This is a genomic window from Bacteroides sp. AM16-13, assembly GCF_003602705.1.
GTDB lineage: Bacteria > Bacteroidota > Bacteroidia > Bacteroidales > Bacteroidaceae > Bacteroides > Bacteroides xylanisolvens.
This window is the reverse complement of record NZ_QTLK01000017.1, coordinates 79,185-104,567: the sequence shown is the minus strand read 5'-3', so window position 1 is coordinate 104,567 and position 25,383 is coordinate 79,185. Positions and strand designations below refer to the sequence as shown.

The 25,383-nt window shown below is 45.8% G+C and carries 13 protein-coding genes; 1 reads left to right on the top strand and 12 read right to left on the bottom strand.

Annotation, left to right across the window (positions count from 1 at the left end; translation table 11 throughout):
* Nucleotides 1-5: 5 nt before the first annotated feature.
* Genes DW173_RS15040 through DW173_RS15020 form a run of 5 tightly spaced genes read right to left on the bottom strand, consistent with a single transcriptional unit; the run spans nt 6 to nt 8,538 of the window.
* A complete protein-coding gene (locus DW173_RS15040; RefSeq protein ID WP_120144679.1) occupies nt 6-1,106 on the bottom strand; it encodes a glycoside hydrolase family 26 protein in 1,101 nt (366 codons plus the stop codon).
* 17 nt (nt 1,107-1,123) lie between these two features.
* On the bottom strand, nt 1,124-2,206 hold the full coding sequence (locus DW173_RS15035; RefSeq protein WP_120144678.1) for a glycosyl hydrolase: 1,083 nt from the start codon (nt 2,204-2,206) through the stop codon (nt 1,124-1,126).
* 19 nt (nt 2,207-2,225) lie between these two features.
* Nucleotides 2,226-3,401 (bottom strand): glycan-binding surface protein, encoded by a 1,176-nt coding sequence (locus DW173_RS15030; protein WP_022276212.1) that lies wholly within the window; start codon nt 3,399-3,401, stop codon nt 2,226-2,228.
* A gap of 50 nt (nt 3,402-3,451) precedes the next feature.
* Nucleotides 3,452-5,263, bottom strand: a complete 1,812-nt coding sequence (locus DW173_RS15025; protein WP_009038900.1) for a RagB/SusD family nutrient uptake outer membrane protein — start codon at nt 5,261-5,263, stop codon at nt 3,452-3,454.
* Nucleotides 5,264-5,289: 26 nt separating this feature from the next.
* Nucleotides 5,290-8,538: a SusC/RagA family TonB-linked outer membrane protein gene (locus DW173_RS15020; RefSeq protein WP_120144677.1), complete on the bottom strand. Its 3,249-nt coding sequence runs from the start codon at nt 8,536-8,538 to the stop codon at nt 5,290-5,292.
* Nucleotides 8,539-8,792: 254 nt separating this feature from the next.
* Between DW173_RS15020 and DW173_RS15015 the strand changes: the two genes are divergently transcribed.
* Nucleotides 8,793-12,800, top strand: coding sequence for a hybrid sensor histidine kinase/response regulator transcription factor (locus DW173_RS15015; protein ID WP_233562183.1), 4,008 nt, complete (start codon nt 8,793-8,795; stop codon nt 12,798-12,800).
* 669 nt (nt 12,801-13,469) lie between these two features.
* On the opposite strand, the gene DW173_RS15010 is transcribed toward DW173_RS15015, so the two are convergent.
* The 7 genes from DW173_RS15010 to DW173_RS14980 all read right to left on the bottom strand — a co-directional run bounded on the left by DW173_RS15010 (nt 13,470) and on the right by DW173_RS14980 (nt 25,382).
* Complete coding sequence (locus DW173_RS15010; RefSeq protein ID WP_120144692.1) at nt 13,470-14,324, bottom strand: DUF4886 domain-containing protein; 855 nt, start codon at nt 14,322-14,324, stop codon at nt 13,470-13,472.
* Nucleotides 14,325-14,345: 21 nt separating this feature from the next.
* The gene (locus DW173_RS15005; RefSeq protein WP_120144676.1) at nt 14,346-16,142 is read right to left on the bottom strand and encodes a glycoside hydrolase family 2 protein; all 1,797 of its coding nucleotides are present in this window, start codon (nt 16,140-16,142) and stop codon (nt 14,346-14,348) included.
* Nucleotides 16,143-16,257: 115 nt separating this feature from the next.
* Entirely contained in the window at nt 16,258-17,556 is a 1,299-nt protein-coding gene (locus DW173_RS15000; RefSeq protein ID WP_120144675.1) for an acetylxylan esterase, read from the bottom strand.
* Nucleotides 17,557-17,790: 234 nt separating this feature from the next.
* The gene (locus DW173_RS14995) at nt 17,791-19,857 is read right to left on the bottom strand and encodes an alpha-galactosidase (RefSeq protein ID WP_120144674.1); all 2,067 of its coding nucleotides are present in this window, start codon (nt 19,855-19,857) and stop codon (nt 17,791-17,793) included.
* Between the two features lie 7 nt (nt 19,858-19,864).
* Nucleotides 19,865-21,733 (bottom strand): FAD-dependent oxidoreductase, encoded by a 1,869-nt coding sequence (locus tag DW173_RS14990; protein ID WP_120144673.1) that lies wholly within the window; start codon nt 21,731-21,733, stop codon nt 19,865-19,867.
* A 53-nt stretch (nt 21,734-21,786) separates the two neighbouring features.
* A complete protein-coding gene (locus tag DW173_RS14985; RefSeq protein WP_008023255.1) occupies nt 21,787-22,899 on the bottom strand; it encodes a glycoside hydrolase family 105 protein in 1,113 nt (370 codons plus the stop codon).
* Between the two features lie 29 nt (nt 22,900-22,928).
* Complete coding sequence (locus tag DW173_RS14980; protein WP_120144672.1) at nt 22,929-25,382, bottom strand: beta-glucosidase; 2,454 nt, start codon at nt 25,380-25,382, stop codon at nt 22,929-22,931.
* Between the last annotated feature and the right edge of the window lies 1 nt (nt 25,383).

Here is a 25,383-nt window from a genome sequence, read left to right as displayed (position 1 = left end):
TTTCCTTATTTATAGAGTTCAAAATTGTCTCCGACAAACAATATTTTCGGAGACCGACTGAATTTCACAAAATCATCGGCAGATACTTGTCCGGGATAGGGAGCATAATAATGAGTGGACTTTTCACGCGCATTACGCCAAACCAGTACATAACTGAGGGGATATTTCTCAATGACAGGCAACAGAGTCCCTGTCCACCACAAAGAATCGGGAATGCCTTCCAATCCTGTTTCGGTCAGGGCAATAGGCTTATCGTGCTTCTTGCCCGCCTCGGTTAGAATCGTCAGCATCTTGTTCAATTGCTTGATATACTGGGAACGTTCAAACTGATATACATCCGTACCAAAAACATCTATAATATCATCCCCCGGATAGCGTTCAAGATATTCCTCAACCGTATCAGATTCCATTCCCGGAGAGTAAGCTAACAGCACATTATTCACTCCCTTCAGACGCAAACGGTCATTAGTCATCCGCCAAAGAGTCTTGTACTGTTCCGAAGAGCACAAATCCTTTCCCCACCAAAACCAGCTTCCGGTATGTTCATGCCAAGGACGGAACACCACAGGAATGAGTACACCCTCCTTTGTCTTCAGCGAAAGCAGGAAATCGGCCACACGGTCTATCCATTCGAGCATTTTCACATGGTTCTCTCCCCCTTGCATGACAGAAGCCACTACGGTGCTATCGGTCACATCCCATGAGTCACCGCCCGTTTTCGGATTACGTACATGCCAACTGAGCGAAATCATGCCGCCACGGGCATACTGCTCGATAATATATTCACGAAGATGCGCAAAGGATACTTTGTCAAGATTATGTGTTCCTCCGAGTTCAATCTCGCCCAAATCGAAAGACATCACCCCCGGATAGGCACCGCAGACACTTTTAACATCGCTACGACCCTTATCTCCTTCCCAGCCTATTCCGTAAGCAGTATCATCATGATGACCGAAAAGAATGCCTTTCCGTTCCGCCTGTTTCAAGTTCTGCAACAAGGCAACTGTTTCCGGAGTTTTTCCACCGGTCTCTCCACTTCCGCTACATGCAGTCGGCAAGAGGAGGCAAAATATCGCATTAATAGTCAGAATAATATATTTCATCATAAAAGTTGAATAGTCTGTTATTTAAACGAAGGCAAATCACTACGGCAAATCACACCAGGCTGGCTGAAAGCGTTGTTCCACCAGGCTTTGTCGGCATGTTCGTGCTGTCCGGAATTAAAAACAGGCGCAGTAGTGTCCTTTGTCACTTCATAATCATACCAAGTCATGAACCATGCCCATTGGGCTCCGGCTGCCAGTTGCTTGTCTATGGTTGCCACATCACCACATTCGCTAAGTGCAATCAGCTTGTCCGGAAAAGCTTTTTTTAGTGCATCAAAATCCGTTGCCAGTCCGGCAGCGCTGGTCTTGTGGTACACGTCCCGTCCGATAATATCCACGTATGCATCACCGGGATACCAGTCCCTGTCATTCGTTTCGCTAGTCCATACCCAGATAAGATTGTTCAGTCCTTTCTGCTTGAAAGTCTCATATACGAGTTTCCAGAGCCGTTTGTATGAAGCTGCATCTTTCCCCCACCAGAACCATTTGCCTGCAGCTTCGTGCAACGGTCTCCAAATTACAGGAATATTCTTCTGCTTCAAAAGCAGTAAGTAACCCGCCAATTCTTCCAAATCGGCTTTAATGATTTCATTTTCCCGGGTTCCCTCCTGCAATGCCTTGGCGATGTCAAAATCCGTTTCACTAATCATACATTTATACTCACTGCTATTTTCCGTGACCGGCACATTCCAATGCCAGCAAGCAGCAACCAATCCTCCGGCATTCCACCAGTCTTCAACAACCGATGTCTTATTATAATCAATCCAGTCGGCCGGTGAAGCGGGAAGGTTCATGTAATCAAAGCAGGCAATGGCAGGATACTTCCCGGTCTGACGATTTACCCATATTGCTTCATTGACGTTCCATGCCACGTTCGCCATTGTACTGCTCAAAGTTTTTCTCCCCCAGCAGTTTCTCAGATATGTATACACTTTCTTAGCCTCAACGGATGCACCTTCGGTGCAAAGTTCTTTCTTTATCAATGAATTGTCCACCGGTTCCGGCTTCGGAGCCGGAAAGTCTTCCCCGAACGAGGAAGAACATCCCGCTCCTATGCCGCAAAAGATGAAATAAATCAAAAAGTTATATATATTCTTCATACCTATTTTCTATAATCATTTACCGGATTTTCTTCTCAATACGGATATTGGCGAAACTATGGTCTACGTTCCAGTCCGAATTAGGTTGGAGAATGAATGACAACCCTGTCCATCCTTCCGAGAAAGCATTACCCGACACGGTCTGCAAATCAATCGAAACAGTACACCACTTCCCGTAAGTATTGAAACTGCCATTCGCAGAAGGATTCCACGGATAATTGCCATTATTGAGCTGAATCAGATAGCCATATCCAGCCGAATCGTAGAACGGATGTCCCGTAGGAGAGTAAACCTCAAACTTAAAGTTGTAATCGGCAGGAGCTGCCGCCACATCAGCCGGACAGTTGAATCCTCCGCAAACAAGATTCGTCCAATTCCAGGCACCATAACTGCCGGTTACTCTAAAATAAGGTCCATAGAGAATCTCGGGCTCATTGTCGCCTGCTTCATTGATGATAAGTTCTTTGCCTGCCCAGAGTCCGTAATCATCAGGATGAGAAAGGTTCCAGATAATCGCATCCGTCATACGATAAGGGATTTTTTCGGTATGTGCAACAGAACCCGCTCCCATATAACTCACTTCGATGACAGAGTTATCCTGAGCATCTTCAGGAATGACAACTGACATATATTTGTCCGAGATGGAATCTACCTCAAGCTCGACACCATTCATTTTGACAGTAGAAGTGGAATTCGCGCCTCCGAACCCATAGAGGTCGAAGTATTTACCTTTCAGCTGTACAGATGTGCCGGGAAGAGCAAACTCATTATACAGACCGTCCACCTGAACCAAAGGTACAGACACCGTGAAATCATAAGTGGTACTTCCCAACTCCGTTTCATAATAGAGTTTATTATTCACTTCCAACGGAATCTGACGGGGAATGGGAAGGTAGGCACTGCCGGCAGTCGCATATACCTCACCGACAGGAAGTTCAACATCATTGAACATCACTTTCCTCACACGGCTTAAATTGGAACCGTCGAGTACAATCATCTGCTCCAGATTTCCGTCAGTGATTGGCAACAATTTATCCCTGTCTTTGGAGTCATACACAGCGTCAATAACGGGGGCACCGCTTGACGCCATTTCGTCATCATAATTATCATTATAGGTCACTATGTCCTGACAAGCACCAAAGCTCAACGCCATACAGCACATAAGAGTTATGGATTTGAAAGATAATCTTTTCATGAAATATTGATTTTAAATTTCTGACTTTATTCTAGAATAGGGAAGGCACTTTAACTCCAACCCGGATTATTGCTGTCAATCGCTTCATTAGTAGAAACCTCATCAGAAGGCAATGGAAAGAGCAAATGACGCTGTTCACGATGTTTGTTCACACCGGCTTCATCGTAGTGGGTCTGAGAACCGTCCTTGTTGATTCCGCCGATAGAGTTCATCACTTCCACATAGATTCCCCAACGAATCAAATCCCATCGCCTGTCTCCTTCCAGCGCAAGTTCTTTGGCACGTTCTTCAAAAATGGCGGAACGCAGGGCTTGTTTGGAAGCAATGGCTCCATCACCGGAACTCGATGCAAGAGTAGCATTCGAACGGATACGTACCCTATTCAATGCACTGATAGCCTCCGAAGATACTCCATTATCCAATTCACATTTCGCTTCTGCGTAAATCAGCACGATGTCAGCCAGACGAAGGAAAGGCCAGTAGGCATCCGATTTTTTCTGTGTGGCGTCTGTAACGTCTGCATATTTGTTGGTGAATGCCAGACACTCGTTCGATACGTTAAAGTAATAGTTACGTCCGTCGTTGTAGGGAGCTTCCGGTTCTGCCACATAATTTCCGTTAGCATCATAGCCTGTGGCCTTCAGCACGTACTCCGGCGTGTTCGGATAGAAAAAGCCGCTCTTCGGTTTTCCCTCTTCGTCCTGATAGCTTACTATAAAACGATGTTTCACTCCTTGTGTGACACGGTAATCCTGAGAGGTGAACAGAGTATACCAGTGATAACGGTTGCCGATATACAGACCGCTGGCCACTACACCGCGTCCATTGTCAATCCCATTATACCATTCAAAGATACTGTTTCCATAAAGTTCATCACCGTTGGCACCTTGCAAGGCAAACAGGTGTTCGGTACTTTGCCCCAGTCCGGAACGCTTCCACAGTTGGTCATAAGGAAGCAGGTCATGGCTGCCGTAGTTGTTGTCCGGAGTAGGATAGAGCAGATATCCCGCCCATTTGGCAGCCTTTTCATAGCAATCCCTCCAATCGAAACTTTCGTAACCTTTCACCTGAGTCTTTACAAACTCCCGCCTTACAGGCATATCCAAGACTTTATCGTCACCATTGTATGAATAAGACGAACCAGTCATCACTGTCATTTTCTCACCTGCAGGAAGTGCACCGGAAGCCATGGTTGCATATACTTTAGCGAGCAGTCCGACAGCTGTTCCTGCACATACATGCCCTGTCTGATACTCCGCATCCGTATTCTTATAAAGACGGGGAATGGCTTCCTCTTCCAAAAGACGAACTATTTCAGCATAGACATCGGCTATCGGACGGCGAGGATTGTTGTATCCCGCCCCGTCCGTGACAGCCCTGTCAAACAACGGAATCTCACCATACGCCTTTACCAGCATAAAATAGGCAAAAGCCTTTTGGAAATACACCTCACCCAGACCATTCGTCTTTACCCGTTCATCGGCACCCGTGATTGCATTGATATATTTAATAGCCACATTAGCGCGATTAATCAAGTTATAGCAACCCTTCCAAATGGTATTGGTCACATCATCTCCCTGATAATTGCCGGCACCTGCATTGCTGAATGCCCAGTCAGGACCGGAAGCATAGTCACAGTCCATATCAAGCACGCGGGGGAAATTCCCCCAACGGAACATATCGTCCGCCCATTTACTGTACACGCCGGTCACCCATTGGCTGACTGCAGCATCATCGTTGCCCACCTCTTCCGGGCCCACAAAAGAATATGGCTTTTCGCTCAAGAAATCCTGGCAAGCGGAGAAAGTTGTCATGCCTGCTAAAGAAAGAGATAACAGGATATATATTTTTTTCAGTTTCATGGAGTTACATTTAATTGTTTATCATCTTAAAAATCTACTTTTATGCCTAATGAGAATGTGCGGCTGCTGGGATAGGAATACACATCAACACCACGCCGGGAGGCATCCGAACCGAAAGCATTCACTTCGGGGTCGAACCAGCTATAGCCGGTAATGGTGAAGAGATTGGTTGCGCTGGCATACACATTGACATTGCTGATACCTTTGAAATTAGGTTTCCAGACATATCCGATATTCAAGCTTTTCAGCTTCAAGTAAGAGCCGTCTTCTACATAACGGTTAGAGATAAGCATATTACGTTCGTAGCCCGAAACGGCTTTCGGCCACTTTGCCTGGGCGGCATTGGCTTCTGTCCAGCGGGTATTATAGGCTTCACGGGTGATATTACCCACATTCCCCATCTTCATATCCATCAGGTTGCCATTGAAAATGTCGTTTCCCTGACTTCCTTGCAGGAAAAAGCTCAATGTAACACCCTTCCACTCGAAGTTGCTGGTAAGTCCATAAACAAAATCAGGATTCGTATCTCCGATAATCACCCGGTCGGCCGAAGTAATATCGGGATTATCATCAAAGTTCCTGTATTTTATTTCACCAATCATACCGGCGCCTTTTGCGCGGATATCTGCACTGGGCGAAGCCATCACCTCTGCCAGATTATCATAGAATCCATCTTCTACATAACCATATATAGCCCCGATAGGACAACCGTTGCGCTGTATGAACACCTCATCAGCCGAACTCCATAATTTCTGCGCAAACTGGTCAGCTTTCAGTCCGCCAATCCTGTTGCGGTTGAACGAGATATTCGCATCGATATTCCATTTCAGCGGTGTATTCTGCAACACATAGAACTTACCGGTCAGTTCAAGCCCTTCATTAGTGATGTGTCCGCTATTGACCATCATGCTACCGAAACCGGTACTTGAAGGGATTTTCACATCCTGAAGCAAATCGCGTGTTTTCTTATGATAATAATCCACCGTCAGGTTAATACGGTTATTCAAGAATCCCATATCAATTCCCACATTATATTGGGCAGTCGTCTCCCAACGCAAGTCATCGGAAACCGGGCCTCTCCAGTCCACTTCGGCAAAGCCGCTGTTGATAGCCCCGCCAAAAGGATAGTTTGCCATATTAAGCATTGGCAGCGTACGATAACTTCCGATACCTTGGTTACCCGTTTCACCATAGCTCAGGCGCAACTTCAAGTTACTGAATATCCCCAAGTCTTTGATAAACTTCTCTTCCGACATACGCCATGCAATAGCTCCGGAAAGAAAACTAGCCCACTTGTTCTTATCGGTAAACTTACTCGAACCGTCAGCACGACAGGATGCGGTAAGGATATATTTATCCATGAGAGTGTAATTGACACGTGCCAGGAATGAAGCTAAAGCTGCATCTCCCCTGTCAGACCTCAATTTGCCCGGATTAGCTCCCAAACTCATATCGAAGTCCTGAGTGATGTCGTTGGGAAATCCCGTGGCCGACATTGCTTTGCTTCCCCAACTGGATTTCTCTGCCGTAAAACCTGCCACCGCATTAACGCTATGGATACCGAACGTCTTATCGAACGTCAGCAGTGATTCGGCGGTGATTCCCAACCACCAGTTGCTTGACTGTTCGGCCTTGCCATTGATATTAGTAGTGGACGAACCTTCCTGCGTTTCGCGGCCATAGTACATACCACGGTCATTGTTAGTGTAACTGATACCCAAATTCTGTCTGAACTTCAGAAAAGGCAAAAGTTTAACCTCCATATAGCTTGAATTGAACACATTTATGCTGCGCAAATTATCTTTTGTGTTGGTTATATAAGCCAACGGATTGGATGCAAGCCAGCTCAATTCACCAGTTTCCGCTTTATTCTTCTGCGGATCATACGTCGAGGGAAACACCAATGCAGAACGGATAACACCACAATCAGAAGAGTTGGTCTTCGAGAAATCCGTATCAGTATGTGTGAAACTGGTATTCATGCCCATTTCCAACCATTTGGTTATATACCTGCCTATATTGGAACGTAACGAATAACGAGTAAAACCGGAATTCTTGATGATACCGTCCTGTTTGAGGAAATTACCGGAGAATGAATGCCAGCCCTTGTCCGAACCGCCCGATACACTGATATTATATTCCTGCGAAAAGCCGTTCTGATAAATCAAATCCTGCCAGTCGGCCACCCCCACATAGGAAATGTTACCATATTCATCTACATAATCACCCGGTCGGAGGAAGTCTTCCGGTGCCGGCAGGTATTTGCCTGCAGAAGTATCGTTTCCGCCACCCGGCAAGGCCGGATATTCCCAAGCCCCGGGATACGGCAGCTTGCCATAAGGCTTATTACTATATTTATAATCATTGAGCACTTGTTCGTTTTGATAATTGGCATAAGTGAATGCGTCGAGCACATCCATACGTTTCGCTATCTTCGAGAATGTAAAGTTGGCACTGAATTCCACCTTTTCATTTCCCTTCTCACCTCGTTTGGTGGTTATGATAACAACCCCGTTCGCCCCACGGGAACCATATATGGCAGTCGCAGAAGCATCTTTCAAGACATCAATACTCTGAATGTCGTGCGGATTGATAAATGCCAATGGGTTTGATTTATTCTGACTGTTATTCGTGTCACTTGCAGGAGTATCTCCCGTATCAAACGGCACGCCGTCTACAATATAAAGAGGTTGTGAATTGGTAGAGAAAGAGTTCGTACCGCGAATTTGAATACTGATGCCGCCCCCCGGAGCGCCGTCACTCTGATTCACCTGCACACCGGCAATCTTGCCCGCCAACCCCTTACTCAAATCAGTAGGATTGCCTTTCATCAGGTCGTCACTTTTTATCTGCGAAACGGCACCGCTCAAATCACGTTTCTTCATTGTACCATAACCCACTACGACAACCTCGTCCAGCAGTTCCGCATCATCCTTAAGAACAACAGTCACCTGGGCCTGTCCGTTCTTTAAGGATACTTCCTGCTGCTTATAGCCAATAAAACTGACCTGTAAAACCGCCCCTTGCGAAACGGTTAATGTAAAATCACCGTTCAAATCAGTGATAGTTCCGTTTGTCGTACCTTTCTGTACTACATTTGCACCAATCACCGGTTCTCCCGAAGCATCCGTCACCCGTCCTTTTATTTTAACGGATTGCTGTTGTATCATTGCTGTCGTGTCGGCAGACGCATTAGCGGGAAGAGGAACACCACTAACCAGAGATGCCAGGCAGAGCCCTGTGATAAATACTGTTTTTCTGGATTTTAGATTCATAATATAAATATTTGATAGGTTTTTATTCTGTCGATTTAAGGACTTCCTTTTGACTGTGGCAAATGTACGAATAAAAAAGTACCGCCTATTTCTCATTTGATTTTCAAACTATCCGAATTGTATCCCGACCGGAGAATAATCGATTCGGGATAGAAAAAGATACAAAAGACACATATCTTCCCCTAAAATGATACATTCGGGATAAGGGATTTATGAACGGAATTCTTAACTTAGCAACGTGAAAAGATACAATTATGAAAAGACACTTACGAATTCCTTTGTTTCTTCTTATCTCCTTGCTGAATAGCCTGGCATCATACGCTTCAAACGAAATGAGTTTTCACCAGCTGGGAGTAAAAACAGGCATGTCCGACAATTATATTCAGGCGATAGAACGGGATAAATATGGGTTCATGTGGTTTGCTACCCGTGATGGCCTGAACCGCTATGACGGTTATCATTTCAAGACATATACCACCCTCCGGCAAGGAGCTTACAACAATAGCGTAGAATGGGTAGCAGAAGATGCAGCAGGCAATATATGGATAAAAACTCCGGTTAACTATTGTTTTTATGACCGTGAAATGGACGAACTGGATAACAGAACGGAGCTTCTTCTGCACAAGATAGGTATCTTTGAAAGCCCTAGGCAATTATTCATAGATGACGACAAGAACCTGTGGTGTGTTGCAGACAACACATTGTATTACTACATCTTCTCCGATGAAACGCTATACAAACAGTCACTTCCGGGCAGCGTAAACATTGCCGACATGGCATGCCGCAACAAGAGATGTTACATTCTCATGACCGATGGAAATGTAATTAACATAGACTGGATGCATAAATCCATAACCAAACTGTTTCATACGGAAATACATACCACTTATATGCCTCACATTTATCTGGACTTTTCTTCCCGGCTTTGGGTGTACGCCCCGCACAGCGCGGATGTCAAATGTTATTCTCTGACAGAAAACAACTGGATTGACTTTGCCGCCCGAACGGAACTCAGTAGAGAACGAACCATGATTACCACAATAACCGACGACGGCAAAGGGAATATCTGGATAGGAACCGATGGCAGAGGAATATTCATATGCCCGTATAATAAAGAAAAGGGCAAGGTGACGCGTCTATTCAAGGATGTCGACAAATTATATTCCCTGCCGGACAATCACGTGACCTATATCTACAAGGACAACCGCGACGTGATATGGATAGGAACCGGCAAACAGGGCGTAGCCTATTCAGGTTTGAACAATCTGATATTCGAAAACCATTATTGTCCCCAACTGGAGGATGTCAGTTGTTTCTACGAAGACGGAGAGGGCAAACTATGGCTAGGATTTGACGGTGAAGGCATAGCCAGTTACGACAAGGATAAAAACACCTATACTTATTATAAATCAAAGAACAAAGAGATTCCTTCCGACTTGATTGTTTGTTCTTTCCATGACAACAAAGGCAGAGTGTGGTGGGGAAGTTTCGGCGGTGGAGCGTTTTATTATCAGAATGGTCAGTTCACTCCGCTCAAAGCGGCGGAAAATAATCCGGTGGAACTGCCTCAATACATACGTCGTATCACACAGGATAATGCCGGTAACTTATGGTTTGCCACTTACTCGCAAGGACTCTACTGCCTGGAACCTTCCGGAATGCTCAAAGATTATACAATGAGTAATTCGACTTTACTGACCAATTACATTGCCGACCTGGCATACGTTGATGGTCATTCTCTTTATGTGGCTACCAGTTCCGGAGTGTACTACATGAATACTTCCACCCGGGAGATGACGATATTGGAACAAACTGCTGACGGTGAAGAAGTGATACAAGATAAGTTCGCCAATTGCATCTATCAAGATTCACGCGGACTACTATGGATAGGCGGACGGAAAGGGGTCAATGTGTATAGCCCGAAGCAAAATAAGTTAATCAATTTGAATACCGCAAACGGTGTTTCCCATTCATATATACGTGCCATTATCGAAGATGCATCTCACAATATGTGGCTCACTACAGACCATGGCATCACCCACGTGGAAGTAGTGGAATCCGATGCTGCCAGTATGCCCGACTTCCGTTGCCACCCTTATTATGAAGAGGATGGAATCGGTAACCTTACTTTCAATAATTTTTCAATCTTCTGCAATCACAGGAATGAAGTAATTGCTGGAGGCGGAGGAGGATACGTAAAAATTATCCCACGCGGCAATGACTTGTTTTACTTCGACCGCCAAGTAATATTCACCGACTTATATATTGATAATGAGTGTGTCAATGCAAACAGGCCCGCACACAACGGACGTATCATTCTCACAAAGAACATCCAGTTGCTTAACAACCTCAACCTGAACTATTCAGACAACAGTTTTGCTGTGGAAGTCTCGGCTATGGACTATGGCAATCTACACAAGCTACAATACGAATACAGACTCAATAAAAACGAAGAATGGACAAAGCTGGAGGGAAACCGGATTTATTTCAATAAACTGGCTCCCGGAACTTATCAACTTCAAGTACGGGTAATGAAGGTTCATGATTATGAAAACGATGCAAGTGCTACACTTTCCATCAATGTGTATCCGCCATTCTGGCTTTCTAATATAGCTTATAGCATCTATGCATTACTGTTGGTGAGTGCCATATCACTTATCTTTATCCACATGAAACGGAAACACCGTCGATTATTGCTTCAACAAAAACGTGATATGGAAACGGTGCAGCAGCATGAAATTGACGAAGCCAAATTACGCTTTTTCACTAATGTAAGCCATGACCTGCGCACTCCTTTGTCACTCATCATCACTCCTCTTGAGCAAATATTGGCTACTAATACGGCACAAGACATAAAAAAGGAATTGAAGTTGATTCATCGCAATGCATTGGCACTCCTGGACGTTATCAACCAACTGCTTGATTTACGTCGGCTGGACAATGGTAAAGCCCAACTCAATCCTTCCCACGGTGATTTGGCAGATTTCATCAAAGAAGTATGTGATTCTTTCTATTCGTACGGCGACAAAAAGAATATTGCCTTCAGCCTTTCATTGAAAACCGATAATCTGGAAACAGACTTTGATAAGAATAAAATGCAGCGCATAATGCTTAATCTATTATCGAACGCATTCAAATACAACGTGAATCACGGGAGCGTGAACGTAGTGCTGGATCATATCATAAAAGATGAAAGAGAATATGCCTGCATCCAAGTGGCGGATACCGGAATCGGGATACGTGAAGAAAACAAAGCTAAAATATTCGACCGTTTCTATCAAGAAGAACACTCATCCACTGATTATATCGGCAGTGGCATAGGCATGCATATAGTCAAAGAATATGTTACTCTCCATAATGGCGACATTCAAATTCGCGATAATCATCCCCAAGGTACTATCTTTGAATTTATGTTCCCCATACGACATAAATGCAAGAACATATATCCCACGGCAACGCCAACTGAAAGACCAGACATACAGGAAGAACCGGAGCAAGCAAAAACGCCAACAGGTTGTTCATTACTTATTGTGGAGGACAACGAAGATTTCCGACAATTCATTGTTGACTGCCTGAAAGACCGATTTACTGTTTATGAGGCCGAACAAGGTGAAAAAGCAATGGAGATATTGGCCCTGCATGATATCAGCCTTGTGATAAGCGATGTCCGTATGCCGATAATGAACGGACTGGAGCTATGTAATAAGATAAAGGGAGACTTCCGTTACTCACATATCCCTGTTATTTTACTGACTGCACGAACCGCCCAGGAACATATGCTGGAAGGATTGCGTGAAGGTGCCGATGACTATATAACCAAGCCTTTCAATCTGGATATTCTTCTACTCCGTATTCAAAAGCTGTTAGAATGGAGTAGCCGCAACCATCAACGATTCGGAAAAGTTGAAGTGTCTCCTGCCGAGATTACCATCAGCACTATTGATGAAAGGCTTATTGAGCGAGCCATACAAGCAGTGGAAGAGAATATGGACAATACAGATTTCTCTGTCGAAGACCTAAGCATGACTGTCGGAATGAGTCGTGGTCACTTATACAAAAAACTAATGACGATAACAGGCAAGTCCCCTCTTGAATTTATCCGTGTCTTGCGCATAAAAAGAGGAAAGCAATTATTGGAACAGAGTCAGGAAAGCATTTCTCAAATAGCTTATCAAGTGGGACTGTCACCCAAACAATTCGCTAAATATTTCAAGGAAGAGTTTGGATGCCTGCCTTCAGAATTCAACTGTAAAAAGGACTGATTCCCTATAAGAAAGCATACTTTTGTTGCAATGAAAAATAAAAGATGGAGAAAGAAACTCGGTTCCCTTTCTTGTTACAGTCAAATTCCTTACTAACTATTAGAATAAAAACCGCCTTCAGCCTTCAGTTCTTTAAAAAATCCCCTTTTCATCGGTGATTTTTGCTGAAAGCACTCCTGAAAGCAAAAGTATTTAACTCCAGTTACTTTTGCCATATTTACTTTCAACAGAGGCTCTGTTGTAACAAAACGGAGCCTGCATTTCATTGTAACAGAGCCTCTGTTTTACCCAAATACAGGCTCTGTTTTGTTCAGCCCACGTGCTGGCGTGTTCCAGCCCACGCGCAAGCAGCCATAAGCCCACATTTCACCTCACTTTTGCCCACGTGGTGGATCTATAGATCCCGTTTGGTGGACATGTATATTCAGCATGGTGAGTATATATACCCATCACGCTGAATATATAGCTCTATAGCTATGAGGGTATACGCCATTGTCCCATACGCCAGTTCTTAATGGAGTAAACCATACGATATACGAAAAATAAATGCAGTACACCATCGGGTTACCACGAGCAATCAAATCGCCTTTGGTGTGCTGCATTTACATTTGAGTCAAGTCATCTATAATACCATGGGGGTTGCTGCAAGACAGGCGGCAATGACCATTGTTAGTTAGTAATAGACAGCTCGGTTACCTTATATGGATGCTTTACTGCTGCATGGGCAGCTTTCTGGGCAACAGCTTTCCTCGCCTCATCCAACCCTTCCGGGACATAAGGATTCCCGACTACACTGTGTTTGAAGATACGTTCGAACCAGGTACAGGCAGCGGTATAACGTCCAATCTTCACATCCAGATGATAGCCGTCCCGATTCAGATGGTCGCCGATGAAAGAGGTGCGCGCATTTTGTATGGCAGTGCCCGAAGGGATGACAATCTTTATCTTATTCGCCTTAGCCGCTTTCTTCACTGCATCGGCAATAGCCTGATACATGGTCAGTTGATTGCAGTTGTAGTTTTTAAATCCACTATGCTTGGAAGTAGACGCATACGCCCAGGTTTGGTGCAGCATCAGCTTTGTTTTCTTTGGAAGGCGTGCTTTTACATATTCTATGAGCTCGGGAAGAGAGGCTTCATACGTCTCATACATTCCCGAAAAAGGACTTGCCTGTTGCAGGCTGACGTAATCCCAGTCTTCATCTGCCAGCACCGCTTCCAAAGACATCTTGCCTTTTTCCCGTTTCTTTCCATCCGTACCTATTCTCCGGTAGGCATAGGCGGGAGCATTGTCACGGGCATTTTTCACATGACGTTCCAGGGAACAGCCGCCGATAAACATATTGCCGATGATGGTTGAAATGCCTTCGGCTTCGGCAAGTTCATGCAGATATTGCTCCACGGCATCCTGGGAGAAACTGTTGCCGATAGCAAGTATCCTGACCGTTTTTTGCTGCGCATACACTCCTCCGGCAAGAAGGAGCAGTATGCACATACAAATCACTACATTTCTATATTGCTTCATTATATTCAAATATAACTAAACTTATCGGTTATTTCTCTTTTTCATGTAATAATCTCTCATCAAATACCACGCTTTCTTACGCATACCCTGGTCGGATATGAGTCCTTTGCGGTTCCAGCCATCTTGATTGGTGGGGTGGAAACGGAACGGCGAACGGAAGTCGAACAGAATCCAGGGAGATACACCACGCAGGTTCGGGATATTGTCGAACATACGGATATTATCCCTATACAGACGTGCCTGATATTCCTCACTCCAGGAGCTGACCACATTCTCATCACCGGACTGACCGTACAATGCTTCGCCGCCAAATTCCGAGATAATCAACGGTTTGTCCGTCACTACTTCCCATATAGCGTCTTTCGGTTCCACAGGCCACGGATGATACCAGCCCATATATTTATTGATAGCTACGACGTCCAGTTGGGAAGTAAAAGAATCTTCCATTACAAAACGCTGTTTTTCGCTATTGAAGTGCACAAGGTCGAAAGCGGCAACATACAGGCGGGTAGTGTCCAGCTGTTTTCCCGTTTCGAGCAGGGAAGTAAGGAATTCATTCCGTTCTTTGGAAGGCTGTGTTTCATTGGCAACACCCCAATAACCTACCGCGCAGCGGTTTTGATCGCGCTTAATCATTTCAGAAAGCATCCTCTGCGCTTTCTTACGGGTATCATCGTCTGTAAAATCAATGCCTTGCCAAATAGGAATCTCCTGCCAGAGAAGGAAACCCATCTTTTCCGCCAGGCGTACCGTGTACTCATTCTGCGGATAATGAGCCAGGCGAATCATGTTCACACCAAGTGCTTTCGCTTCATTTAACAACATAGCTGCATCGGCTTCCGAGAAAGCACGCCCCATACGTTGCGGGATTTCTTCGTGGAAAGAGATACAGCACATAAATGTCGGCTTCCCGTTCAGGTAAATATCAGTTCCTTTCACGGTGATATTACGGAAGCCGATTTGCTCTTCCACACGGTCGGCACTTGAAGATACAGTCACGCCATAGAGTTTCGGTTCTTCCGGCGACCAGCGTTGCAGCTTCTTCGCATTCAACACGGTTTCCGCCTTTCCTTCTGCATCGGTGGTAAGCTCCGCGTTGATTTTGAGTTCGGGGATGGCAACTGTTACTTTCTCACCTGCCTTTTTATCAGAAAGACGCACACAGGCAATTATCCGGTCGGGAGCATTTTTATCCAGTTGGATAAAATAATCTTCTATAAATGTCCGGGGAGTTTTCACCAGCAGCACATCTCTTGTGATGCCGCCATAGTTCCACCAGTCGAATGCCATAGCGGGAATGGCGTCTTTGGTACGGCGGTTGTTCACTTCTACCGCCAGGAAGTTGTCACCGTCTTTCAACAGGTCTGTCACTTCCACTTGGAAAGGAGTAAAACCACCTTCGTGCTCTGCTACCTCTTTCCCGTTCAGGTAGACTTTGCAACGATAGCTGACAGCACCGAAATAAAGGAACTGGCGTTTGTCTGCCAAGCGTTTGGCATCAAAGTGACGGGCATACCATACAGTGCCTTCGTAATACTTCAATTCGGGCGATTGGGAGTTCCAGTCACCCGGAACATTAAGACGCAACCCGCCTTCAAACGCGTATTCATAGAAATCGATATTTCCTTCCGGTTGCCGGTTCTCATAGATTTTCATCCGTTGCCCCTGGTCGTACAGGTCGATGATAGCATTCCATTTACCATTCAGCGAATGGATGTTGCGACCATATACATTCGTTATCAGCTCCTGTGCCGCAACGCTTCCAGCAAAAACGATTAGCAACAATAGACATAGACTTAATTTCTCACCTGTTTTCATTTAAGTATGTTGTTATAATTAGTGTATATAATAAGTTCAGGCACGGATTATACGGATTTCACGGTTTTTTAGAATAGAATAGGTAAAACAACAGTGTTAATCCGTGTAATCCGTGCTATTTCGATTTATTTTTCAGGAAATTCATTACCCAGTTCCAGGCTGCGCTCCACTGTTCGGCATAGGCATAATGAGCGGTCGTCTCAGCTACAAACAGCTCTTTCGGAGCATTAATCACGTTATAAGCGGAGTAAGTGGTGGTAGGCGGACAAACCATATCATTATAACCAAAAGTATAGAATCCCGGAACTTTGACCTGCCGGGCAAAGTTCACCACATCAAAATACTGAATGGTTTTCATCTTTTCCGGCGTCCGGTTCTTCGCATCCTTAAACAAATGCGGCCAACCGCCTGCACGACCGTGGGCATAACCCGCCATATCACACAAGGCTGGATAGAAAGAAACCAATCCCTTGACACGGTCATCGAGTCCGGCAATCACAATGGAAAGCGCACCGCCCTGGCTTCCTCCAAAGGTCGCCAGATTACCGTTAAATTCGGGAAGTGTGTAAATGAAATCAATGGCTCTCACACAGCCTGTATAAACCCGTTTGTAATAGTACTTGTCCCGATTGTCCATATTGAACGAGTGGTAATTCTTCAAAGCTCCGTTATAAAGCCGGTGATACACATCTCCCGTCAGGTTGACCGGAATGCCGTGGATACCGATTTCCAGAATGATAAAACCTTTTCCGGCACGTTCAGCTTCTCCGTTATAGGCACGGATGCCTGCGCCCGGCACTTTCAGAATCGCCGGATATTCCCCGGAAGCCTTCGGAACACAAAGGATGCCGTACATACGGGACGCATAGTCATTGTTCGCAAAGGAGACATGATATACGTTCACCTTATCCGTGCACCTTTCCGGCAGTAAAGTCATTATCGGTTCCAGTGCCCACTTTTCAGCGGCTTCTTTGGTACTTTTCCAAAATTCCAGAAAGTCGACGGGCAACGGAGTGGTCGGTTGCAATTTTTCAGGAGAAAAGCCGACGGTAGCCACGCCTTCATACTCACGCCCTTGGCAAGTGACAAAAGCACGGCAACGCAGGAACCCTTCTTTTTTCATAGTCCCTGCGTTAATTTCAAGCTTTTCATTCTTCAAAGGCTGTTTGCCTGTCTGATGAGGTTTCATCATGTCTTCCGAAATCTCATAACGTACTTCCAGATTATCCTGTGGGATATTGCATTTCAATACCACTACTTTGAATTTCACTTTTTCTCCCGGTTTATACAGCCAATTGGTGTGGTCTGGAGTGACCTGCACTTGAACCAGTCTTTCCTGCGGCTGTCCCCATGCAACTATCTGCATGGAGACAAATGCTATCAGGAGAAGAAGAAAACGTACACTTTTTACCATAGTTCCCTATTTTATTTCATTTGTCGTTGTTATATTAATATCCCATTTATCAGCTATTAATACTCATTGTCTCAACTATTAATACCTATCCGCCCAACTATTAATACCTGACAACTCAACTATTAACATCCAACAGCAGAGATATTAATGCTCCTCTTCACACATCATAACGCTCTGCAAATCAGAAGTTAACACATCATTTGTGATTAGCGTAAAAAGCAGATAGCCGCCTTTTTATGGTTTTACTTCGTATTGATAGAGTGCGAAAGAGTTCTTGTCATTTAGCTCGAAACTTACTCTACCCTGTGCGCCGACTTTTGCGGCAAACTTTTTGCCACTTCCCATTACAGGGGTAAAAGTAACTTTCTTACCCTCAGGAAGCCAAGTGTCAATAGTTCCCCTGGCTTGCTCATTATCTTCGCGGTAAACTACAAGATAGCCTTGCGTGCCGGAGACGGTCGATTGGAATCCGGTCCACGAACGTCCCGAAGGTTCCTCACCAATGGGCAGTATGACGCCTTGATGAAACCGGAGTTGCAAGGGTTGGTATTTCTTGAGTAGAGATGCCGTAATATAAGCCTCTTCGGGCAGGTTCGAAGCTTCCATCCAAGCCAATGGCTGTGCCGCCAAGGTGATGGCAAAGAGGTAATCGAAACTGTAACGGGCGGGGGCAAAAGGGTCGGCAGCGTCATACTTGTCGGCATTGCGCCATTTATTAAGGAACTCTATCTGCATCTTCTCCGCCGGTACATAGCGAGACAGCATCCAGAGGTTGCGCAAGGTGCGATAAGGGTAATAATTGCCCCAATCGGTATAGCGGTTTTCCAGAAAGATGTTGCCGTACTCGTTCATATAGTGATACCCGCCGCGACGACCGGCAGTGGCATCGAGGTTGAAAATCACTTCATAGTTGGTTTGCTCCAACACGGTATCAAACAGTCGGCGTAGATTCTGTTCGGCTGTCTTGGTAGGTATCTGCAGGCCGTCTATCTTAAAACAGCAGATGCCGTACTTCTTATAAAGTCCGATAATGGCTTGCGCATCTTTTTGCCAATCGGCAAAATCATTCTGTATGCTGGGATTGAACCATAATCCGATACGAATACCCAATTTCTTGCCTTTCTCTACAATAGGTTTCAGCCCATGAGGGAACTTTGTGGGGTTGGGCGTCCAGTAATCGCCACTTTTCCAGATATCCTTAAAACTACCTCCGGCAGTCTTCGAGTTAGGGCTTTTTCCGCTCTGCCAGCCATCGTCCAGTTGAAAGAGGGTGATGCCCATGCGTGCGGCACGGTCTAGTTCTGCCAGACAGAAAGCCTCATCTATTTTGGCATCCTGGCTACGGTCGCCCCAGGTATTGAGCATAATCATCTCATCCTGTGCGGCGGTGTGGTGGCGCAGTTGTTTCTGATAGAGGCGCAGGGCAGTAAGCGCTTCTTGCTCACCACCGGTATAGATGCCGGTAACGCATCCATAAACGCGGGTCCAGCTATCCGGCTTTACATCATGAGACGCAATGCCCAGCCCCACTACCATAAAATCGCTAAAGTCCGCCACGAAGTCAGAACCCGGATAATGTAATTGGGTACTGCTGCTAGGAGCCTCTTTCAAAAAAAAGAAGCCTTGACGCGTAACTACGTCATGAGCAAAAAGCAAATTACCACGATACGTATTGCGACGGTAAGGAAGCCAGGTACGCCCGGTCACCAGATTGTCGTTCCAATCGGTGTAGTCGAAAAACTCGATTGTGCGGGCACTCCAATGATTGCCGGATAGTTGCAACCTGTCGAGCGTGGGAGTTTTCACCCCCGTAGCCATATCGGCCGTGTGCTCTATATTTTTGCGGTCGGCGTTAGAGCGGTTATCCTCCTTATTCTGATAAAGTTCCACTTGCCCTTTCAGATAGGTGTCGCAAGCAATGGCGGGACAGTCTGCATAAATGCGATAGCGACGCTCTATATTCAGCGAACCGATAGTGCAAGCCACGGTAGCCTGCAGATAACTGGCGTGGATGCCGTTCGTCGGTATCTCGTTCACGGTAAGTGTAGCATCCGTAGAGATACCTTTCACAATCGAGAAATCGGGTTGTTTGCCCTGTGCCGGAATGGTTTTTCCGTGTTGCTTGTCAGTAAGGCTGATGGTAACAGGCGCACCGTTATTCCACAGCATGACGCGTTCCATATAGTTATTGCCCATACGTAGCGTGTCACCTTTCAGAAAAGCGTAATACTGTTGTCCTCCCCAAAGCGGCAAGGTACATATTGCCGATAGAAATATCGTGATAATATTTTTTTTGCTCATAGTTTGTCTACGGTTTGATGTAAGCTCCCGGAACTTCCAACAATTTGTTGGGTTCGTTGAAGCGTTGGTTATCGGGCACATCGCGTTTGCCCAGACCCGCTTGCATAAGTTGCTTCAGTTCCGGCAGGTGATGATGATAGATGTCGCGCGGCTCTACACGATGCTTGTGGCAGAGTCCGGCTGCCATACCTACTACTTCACCCATCATGCCGGTAGTACGCATCACACGTACCGTACCCAAAGCTACATGGGTGCAGCTCATATTGCGGCCTGCCATAAAGAGGTTGTCCACATTACGCGAATAGAGACAGCGATAGGGAACGGCATAAGGATGAATCCAACGATGCACCGTAGCCGACTTGAATTCATTGCCGGGAAAGCGGACACTGTTCACGCTGTCGGGGAAGTGAAGGTCGATGCTCCAAGTGGTGGTAAACGAAGCATCCTCGTACGCCACATTCTTGTCTATATCGTCCTGTGACAGTACGTAGTCGCCCAAGAGACGGCGTGATTCACGTTTGCCTGAAACATACGCCACCCAGTCGAGGGAACGGTTGGCGTACTTCTTATGGTCTTTATAGTGATTCTTCAGATAGCTCCAGTTGGAATATATCACCAAAAGTCCATAGTCGCGTACACGTTCAGCCTCGCTGACCTGATTGCGGTTCATACCTGTTTCCCATTTCCACTCGCCCATGGTTACAGGCTCACAGTTTTCAGCGTCAAAGCGCACGCCATATTCAAAATGAGGGAATGAGGTTTTCTTCTTCATATCCTTGCTATACCATTGAATAGAGGCCCCCATCACCAATGAGTCGGGTTGCTCGGGAGCAAGGCTCTCACCATATTCATCGCGGCCTTCACGTCCCATAGCCCAATCGGCACCGGCTAAATAGCCTATGGTAGCATCACCTGTGCAGTCGCTAAAGAGAGGAGCAGTAAGTTCAGTTTGTTCGCCCGTCTCGATGTGCTGGATAGTGACTGACACAATGCGGTCTCCTTGCATCTTCACGGCTACCGCACGCTGAGAGGCATAAAGGGTAATGTTCTTTTCGGCATCTATAAAGTCTTCCTTCTTCCGGTCTTCATAGTAGTCGCCCGGTTGGGCATTGCCGGAACGCTCATGGCCAAACTCACGTATCATACGACCCAATCCCTGATTAGGCCCCATTTCGATGATACCGCCGAGATGTACACGAATCTCCGACGAGTTATTGCCGCCCAATACAGGACGGTCATTCACTAGTGCTACCTTACAACCTAATCGGGCAGCAGATGCGGCAGCACACATTCCGGCTATTCCCCCTCCTACTACCACAAAGTCGTATTGATGAGCGGGCACCGTCTGTTGTTGTCGCAGGCGGGTACGAAGTGCCGCTGTCTCTGCCGTATCCCAGGTAGCGGGTTGCGTGTTCGCATCGGTCGTAAGGTAAATGGCATCGCAACGACCGTCGAAACCGGTGAGGTCTTTCAGGGCAAGGGTAGTAGTCCCTGCTTTCAATACTGTCTTTCCGGCAAATTGCCATTGCCAGGAATTACCTGTATGTCCTAATGTAGCTTTCAGCAATTTGCCGCCTAAAGCCAGGCGGAATTTTCCAGGACCTTCGGCATCGGTCCAAGGTGAAGTCCAGTTGTAAGTACGGGCATATACGTAGTAAGTGCCCGCCTGGGGAATGTTGATTTCTGCCGTAGCATCCGCCACAGGGATGCCCATGCCATGTGCCATGAGATAGGGCGAACCCATTTGATCCATGAACTGCTGGTCGAGCACCCAGCCGCCTCGCTGGCTGAAACTTTCAGCTTCGATGAGCAGTTCTTCGGCTACAGCCACAAGGCTACAAGCTACGGCTATGCATGTCAATAAGAATTTTTTCATCACAGTACAGCGTTTTTATGATTATTGTCTACTATCTTCACAGAGGGAACAGATTATCTCGCCATTTTGTAAATTTCATTGCCTGCCATCAAAAAAGCACCAACTCCATAAACCTCCGTCATGTCACGAGTCACTTTCTTCGGGTCGGCACCGATTTGCTGCACATAACCCAGTTTCCCATTCGGTTCCACAGCCGAGACTAATGCATTCCAGCCTTTTATCATTACAGGAAGATAAATTTCCTTATCCAATAAACCTTCGTTTATTCCATAAGCAATGGAATAGACAATGAAAGTAGTGCAACTCGTTTCCGGTGATGGATAAGAGGCAGGATCCAAGAGACTGGCATGCCAAAAACCGTCCGGATGCTGCAATCCGGCAACACGGGTAGCCAGTTTTACAAATAATTCCTCATAGAATTTGCGGTTCTTATCTTTCTTGGGCAGTTCCTTTAATATTTCAACTAGACCACCAAGCACCCAACCGTTGCCACGTCCCCAAAAGACTTTCTTACCATTGGCTTCGCGCTTATCAAAATAACGCCAGTCACGGTAGAACAAGTTTTCTTCTTTATCGAACAGGTAATCATAAGTCGCTTTATACTCACGATTCATAAATTTGATATATTTTTTCTCTCCGGTCAGCATATACAGTTTGGCATATACAGGGGGAGCCATAAAGAGAGCATCACACCAAGTCCAACGTTCCAAGGTCTTTAAGTCTCCCTCCACCAGCTTGAAACTGCCTTCGGACGGATGATTGACAATCCATTCCGTACGGGCGAGCGTAGGGATAATCATTGCTTCGTCTTTGTACTTGCGGTATAAATCCAAAAAGGACTGTGATACAGCGATGTCATCAGCATGGTAAAACCGTTTGTCCGGCTGCCAACAATTCCGCCGCCCGATACGAGTCAGCCACTTATAATATGTATCATCATTGTCTTCTTTTTCAGCCAATTCCGCCCAATCCACCATGCCGACATAAAGAGCACCTTGCGGCCAGTTCAAGTCGTCATGTTCAGGAGCGGGGTGTGGATTGGCAATCTGCCAATCCGCCACCTTTCGCATGATAGACTTTATTTCTGCTTTTTGAAAAGGAATCTCTGTTGCCATTATAAAAACGGAACATAACAGAGACGCTCCCAATAAAAGTGTTTTTTTCATTCTATATTTATTTGTTTATCATTCGGTCATTACAGTTCAACTGTAGCCTTTAAAGGCAATTGACTGGAAGCAGGCCCGACTAAGATCTCAAAGTCTCCTTTTTCCACTACAAAGCGGTGTTGATTCATATCGTAAAAAGAGAATGCATCCTCATCCAGCACAACAGCAACCCGCTTCTTCTCCCCTTTCTTCAAGAATACCTTTTCATATCCTTTCAGTTCTTTCAACGGACGGGGAACAGAAGACTGTACATCATGCACATACACCTGTGCCACTTCCGAAGCATCCATCTTACCTGTATTCTCTATATCAAAGCTAACGGTAACCTGATGCTTACCCGTTTTCTCTGCAGCCATATTACTATAAGCGAAAGTAGTATAGGACAAACCGTAGCCAAACGGATAGAAAGGTTCTTTTCCCGAACGGTCGTATCCACGATAACCGACAAAGACACCTTCGGAATAGTCTACACGCTTAATCTCCGCCTTTAAGTTCTCGTAATAACTGCCGTGCACCGGATTATCGTCCCATTTCCGCTCGATAGAAATCGGTAGCTTTCCACTTGGAGAAATCTTACCGGTCAGGATTTCAGCTATCGCCTGGCCGCCTTCCTGTCCCGGATACCAGGCCATAAGAATCGCTTTTGCGGCATCATACCAGTTGGTGAAATCCACACCGCCACCGGCGTTCAGTACAACCACAACATTGGGATGCATGGACGCAATCTTCTTGATAAACAATTCCTGATAGCGGAGCAAGGCAAACGGACGGTCAAAGCCTTCGCCTTCGGTATTACTATTGAAGCCTGTGCAGAACACTACATTATCCACCTTTGCCAATCCTTGACGAAGTTTCGCCTCATTAAGGCTATAAGCATTAAAACGAATGATAGCCGAAGAAATATTATCAAAGAATTCAATCCGGAAACGATATTCCTTACCACCCTCAACCGGCAGTTCAACTTCACGGCTAGAGTAGGAATGATTTCCCCAATCTCCCGTAATATGCTTGTCATTCACAAACAGACGATAACCGTCATCACCACCGATATGAAGTTTCAACTGACCGTCAGTTTGTGGCATGTAGCAGGCTGTCCAACGGACAGAGAATCCATCTGTCGGAAAGCCGTCCAAAGGTGCCCCATATCCCCAGTCATAATCAACAGAGGATTCCGTGCGTATTACTTCAGGCTGGCCCGAAAGGGTCTTGTTTTTAAAGTATTCAGCTTTGAAGCCTTTCATCTGACGATTAGCATCAGTATAAAACTCATGGACAATATCTTCATAAATCACATCATCCGTCAATAGTAACAGATTCTTTTTCTTCAATTCCTTCAAGCCTTGAGCCACTGAGACGGTAGAAAAAGGAGTGACAAACCCACTACCGCCACCGGTAGGAATCAAATTTGCATTAGGCCCCATCACGGCTGTCTTTCCTTTCAGCGGGAGCAAGTTTCCTTCATTCCTCAACAGGACTACACCCTCGCGCGCCAGTTCTAAAGCTGTTTGGCGGGAGAAAGGATTATCCTCTGCGATGTTGCTGTCTTTCTGTTCCTTATCCAACATACCATAAGCAATCAGAGTTTGCAGGATGTGTTGTACTTTCAGGTTGATGGTTTCTTCTGTCACTGTGCCAGTCTTGATAGCAGGCAACAGATTCTCCAAATTCATAAAACGTCCTTTCGGCATTTCGAGGTCAAGTCCGGCGTTAGCAGCGCCTACGGCGGAATATACAGAAGTCCAGTCCGACATCAGAATACCTTTGAAGCCCCAAAGATTGCGCAAGACATCAATATTCAGCCATTTATGTTCGGTGGCATGGACACCGTTCAACAGATTGTAACTGTTCATTACGGCGCCGACATTGGCTTCCTGTACAGCTTTTCGGAAAGCCGGGAAATAGATTTCCTGCAAAGTACGTTCGTCTATGTCAGAGCTGGCATGGTGGCGGCTCCATTCCTGGTTGTTGGCAGCAAAGTGTTTGATTGTAGCAATGACTCCTTCCGATTGTACTCCCAGGATATATTGTTTCGCCGTTTCACCTGTCAAGTAAGGGTCTTCACCGAAGTATTCAAAGTTACGGCCGCACAACGGAGCACGATAGATATTCACGCCCGGGCCCAACAGGATATTAACTCCTCTTGCCTTGGCGTCCTGTCCCAAGCCTTGCCCTAACTTATAAAGTAATTCCCGGTTCCAAGTAGAAGCGGAAAGTATTCCGGAAGGATATAAAGTGCTCTTGGGAGCATGATTACGAATTCCCTGCGGCCCGTCAGCCAACTTGATTTCAGGTATTCCCAAACGGGGAATGGCACGCAGAGAAAAACTGGTATATCCGGAGATATACTCTATTTTCTCTTGCAAAGTCATTTTTGTTACAATGTCCTTCGCACGTTGTTCGGCTTGGGGAGTGATTGTCTGTGCATGGGCTGTGATACCTACCATAAATAAAAACACACCTACGCTTCGTATTAATTTTCTCATT

Coding starts and splice junctions, on each gene's coding strand:
- DW173_RS15040 (WP_120144679.1), bottom strand. CDS start 1,106: ATGATGAAATATATTATTCTGACTATTAATGCGATATTTTGCCTCCTC.
- DW173_RS15035 (WP_120144678.1), bottom strand. CDS start 2,206: ATGAAGAATATATATAACTTTTTGATTTATTTCATCTTTTGCGGCATA.
- DW173_RS15030 (WP_022276212.1), bottom strand. CDS start 3,401: ATGAAAAGATTATCTTTCAAATCCATAACTCTTATGTGCTGTATGGCG.
- DW173_RS15025 (WP_009038900.1), bottom strand. CDS start 5,263: ATGAAACTGAAAAAAATATATATCCTGTTATCTCTTTCTTTAGCAGGC.
- DW173_RS15020 (WP_120144677.1), bottom strand. CDS start 8,538: ATGAATCTAAAATCCAGAAAAACAGTATTTATCACAGGGCTCTGCCTG.
- DW173_RS15015 (WP_233562183.1), top strand. CDS start 8,793: ATGAAAAGACACTTACGAATTCCTTTGTTTCTTCTTATCTCCTTGCTG.
- DW173_RS15010 (WP_120144692.1), bottom strand. CDS start 14,324: ATGAAGCAATATAGAAATGTAGTGATTTGTATGTGCATACTGCTCCTT.
- DW173_RS15005 (WP_120144676.1), bottom strand. CDS start 16,142: ATGAAAACAGGTGAGAAATTAAGTCTATGTCTATTGTTGCTAATCGTT.
- DW173_RS15000 (WP_120144675.1), bottom strand. CDS start 17,556: ATGGTAAAAAGTGTACGTTTTCTTCTTCTCCTGATAGCATTTGTCTCC.
- DW173_RS14995 (WP_120144674.1), bottom strand. CDS start 19,857: ATGAGCAAAAAAAATATTATCACGATATTTCTATCGGCAATATGTACC.
- DW173_RS14990 (WP_120144673.1), bottom strand. CDS start 21,733: ATGAAAAAATTCTTATTGACATGCATAGCCGTAGCTTGTAGCCTTGTG.
- DW173_RS14985 (WP_008023255.1), bottom strand. CDS start 22,899: ATGAAAAAAACACTTTTATTGGGAGCGTCTCTGTTATGTTCCGTTTTT.
- DW173_RS14980 (WP_120144672.1), bottom strand. CDS start 25,382: ATGAGAAAATTAATACGAAGCGTAGGTGTGTTTTTATTTATGGTAGGT.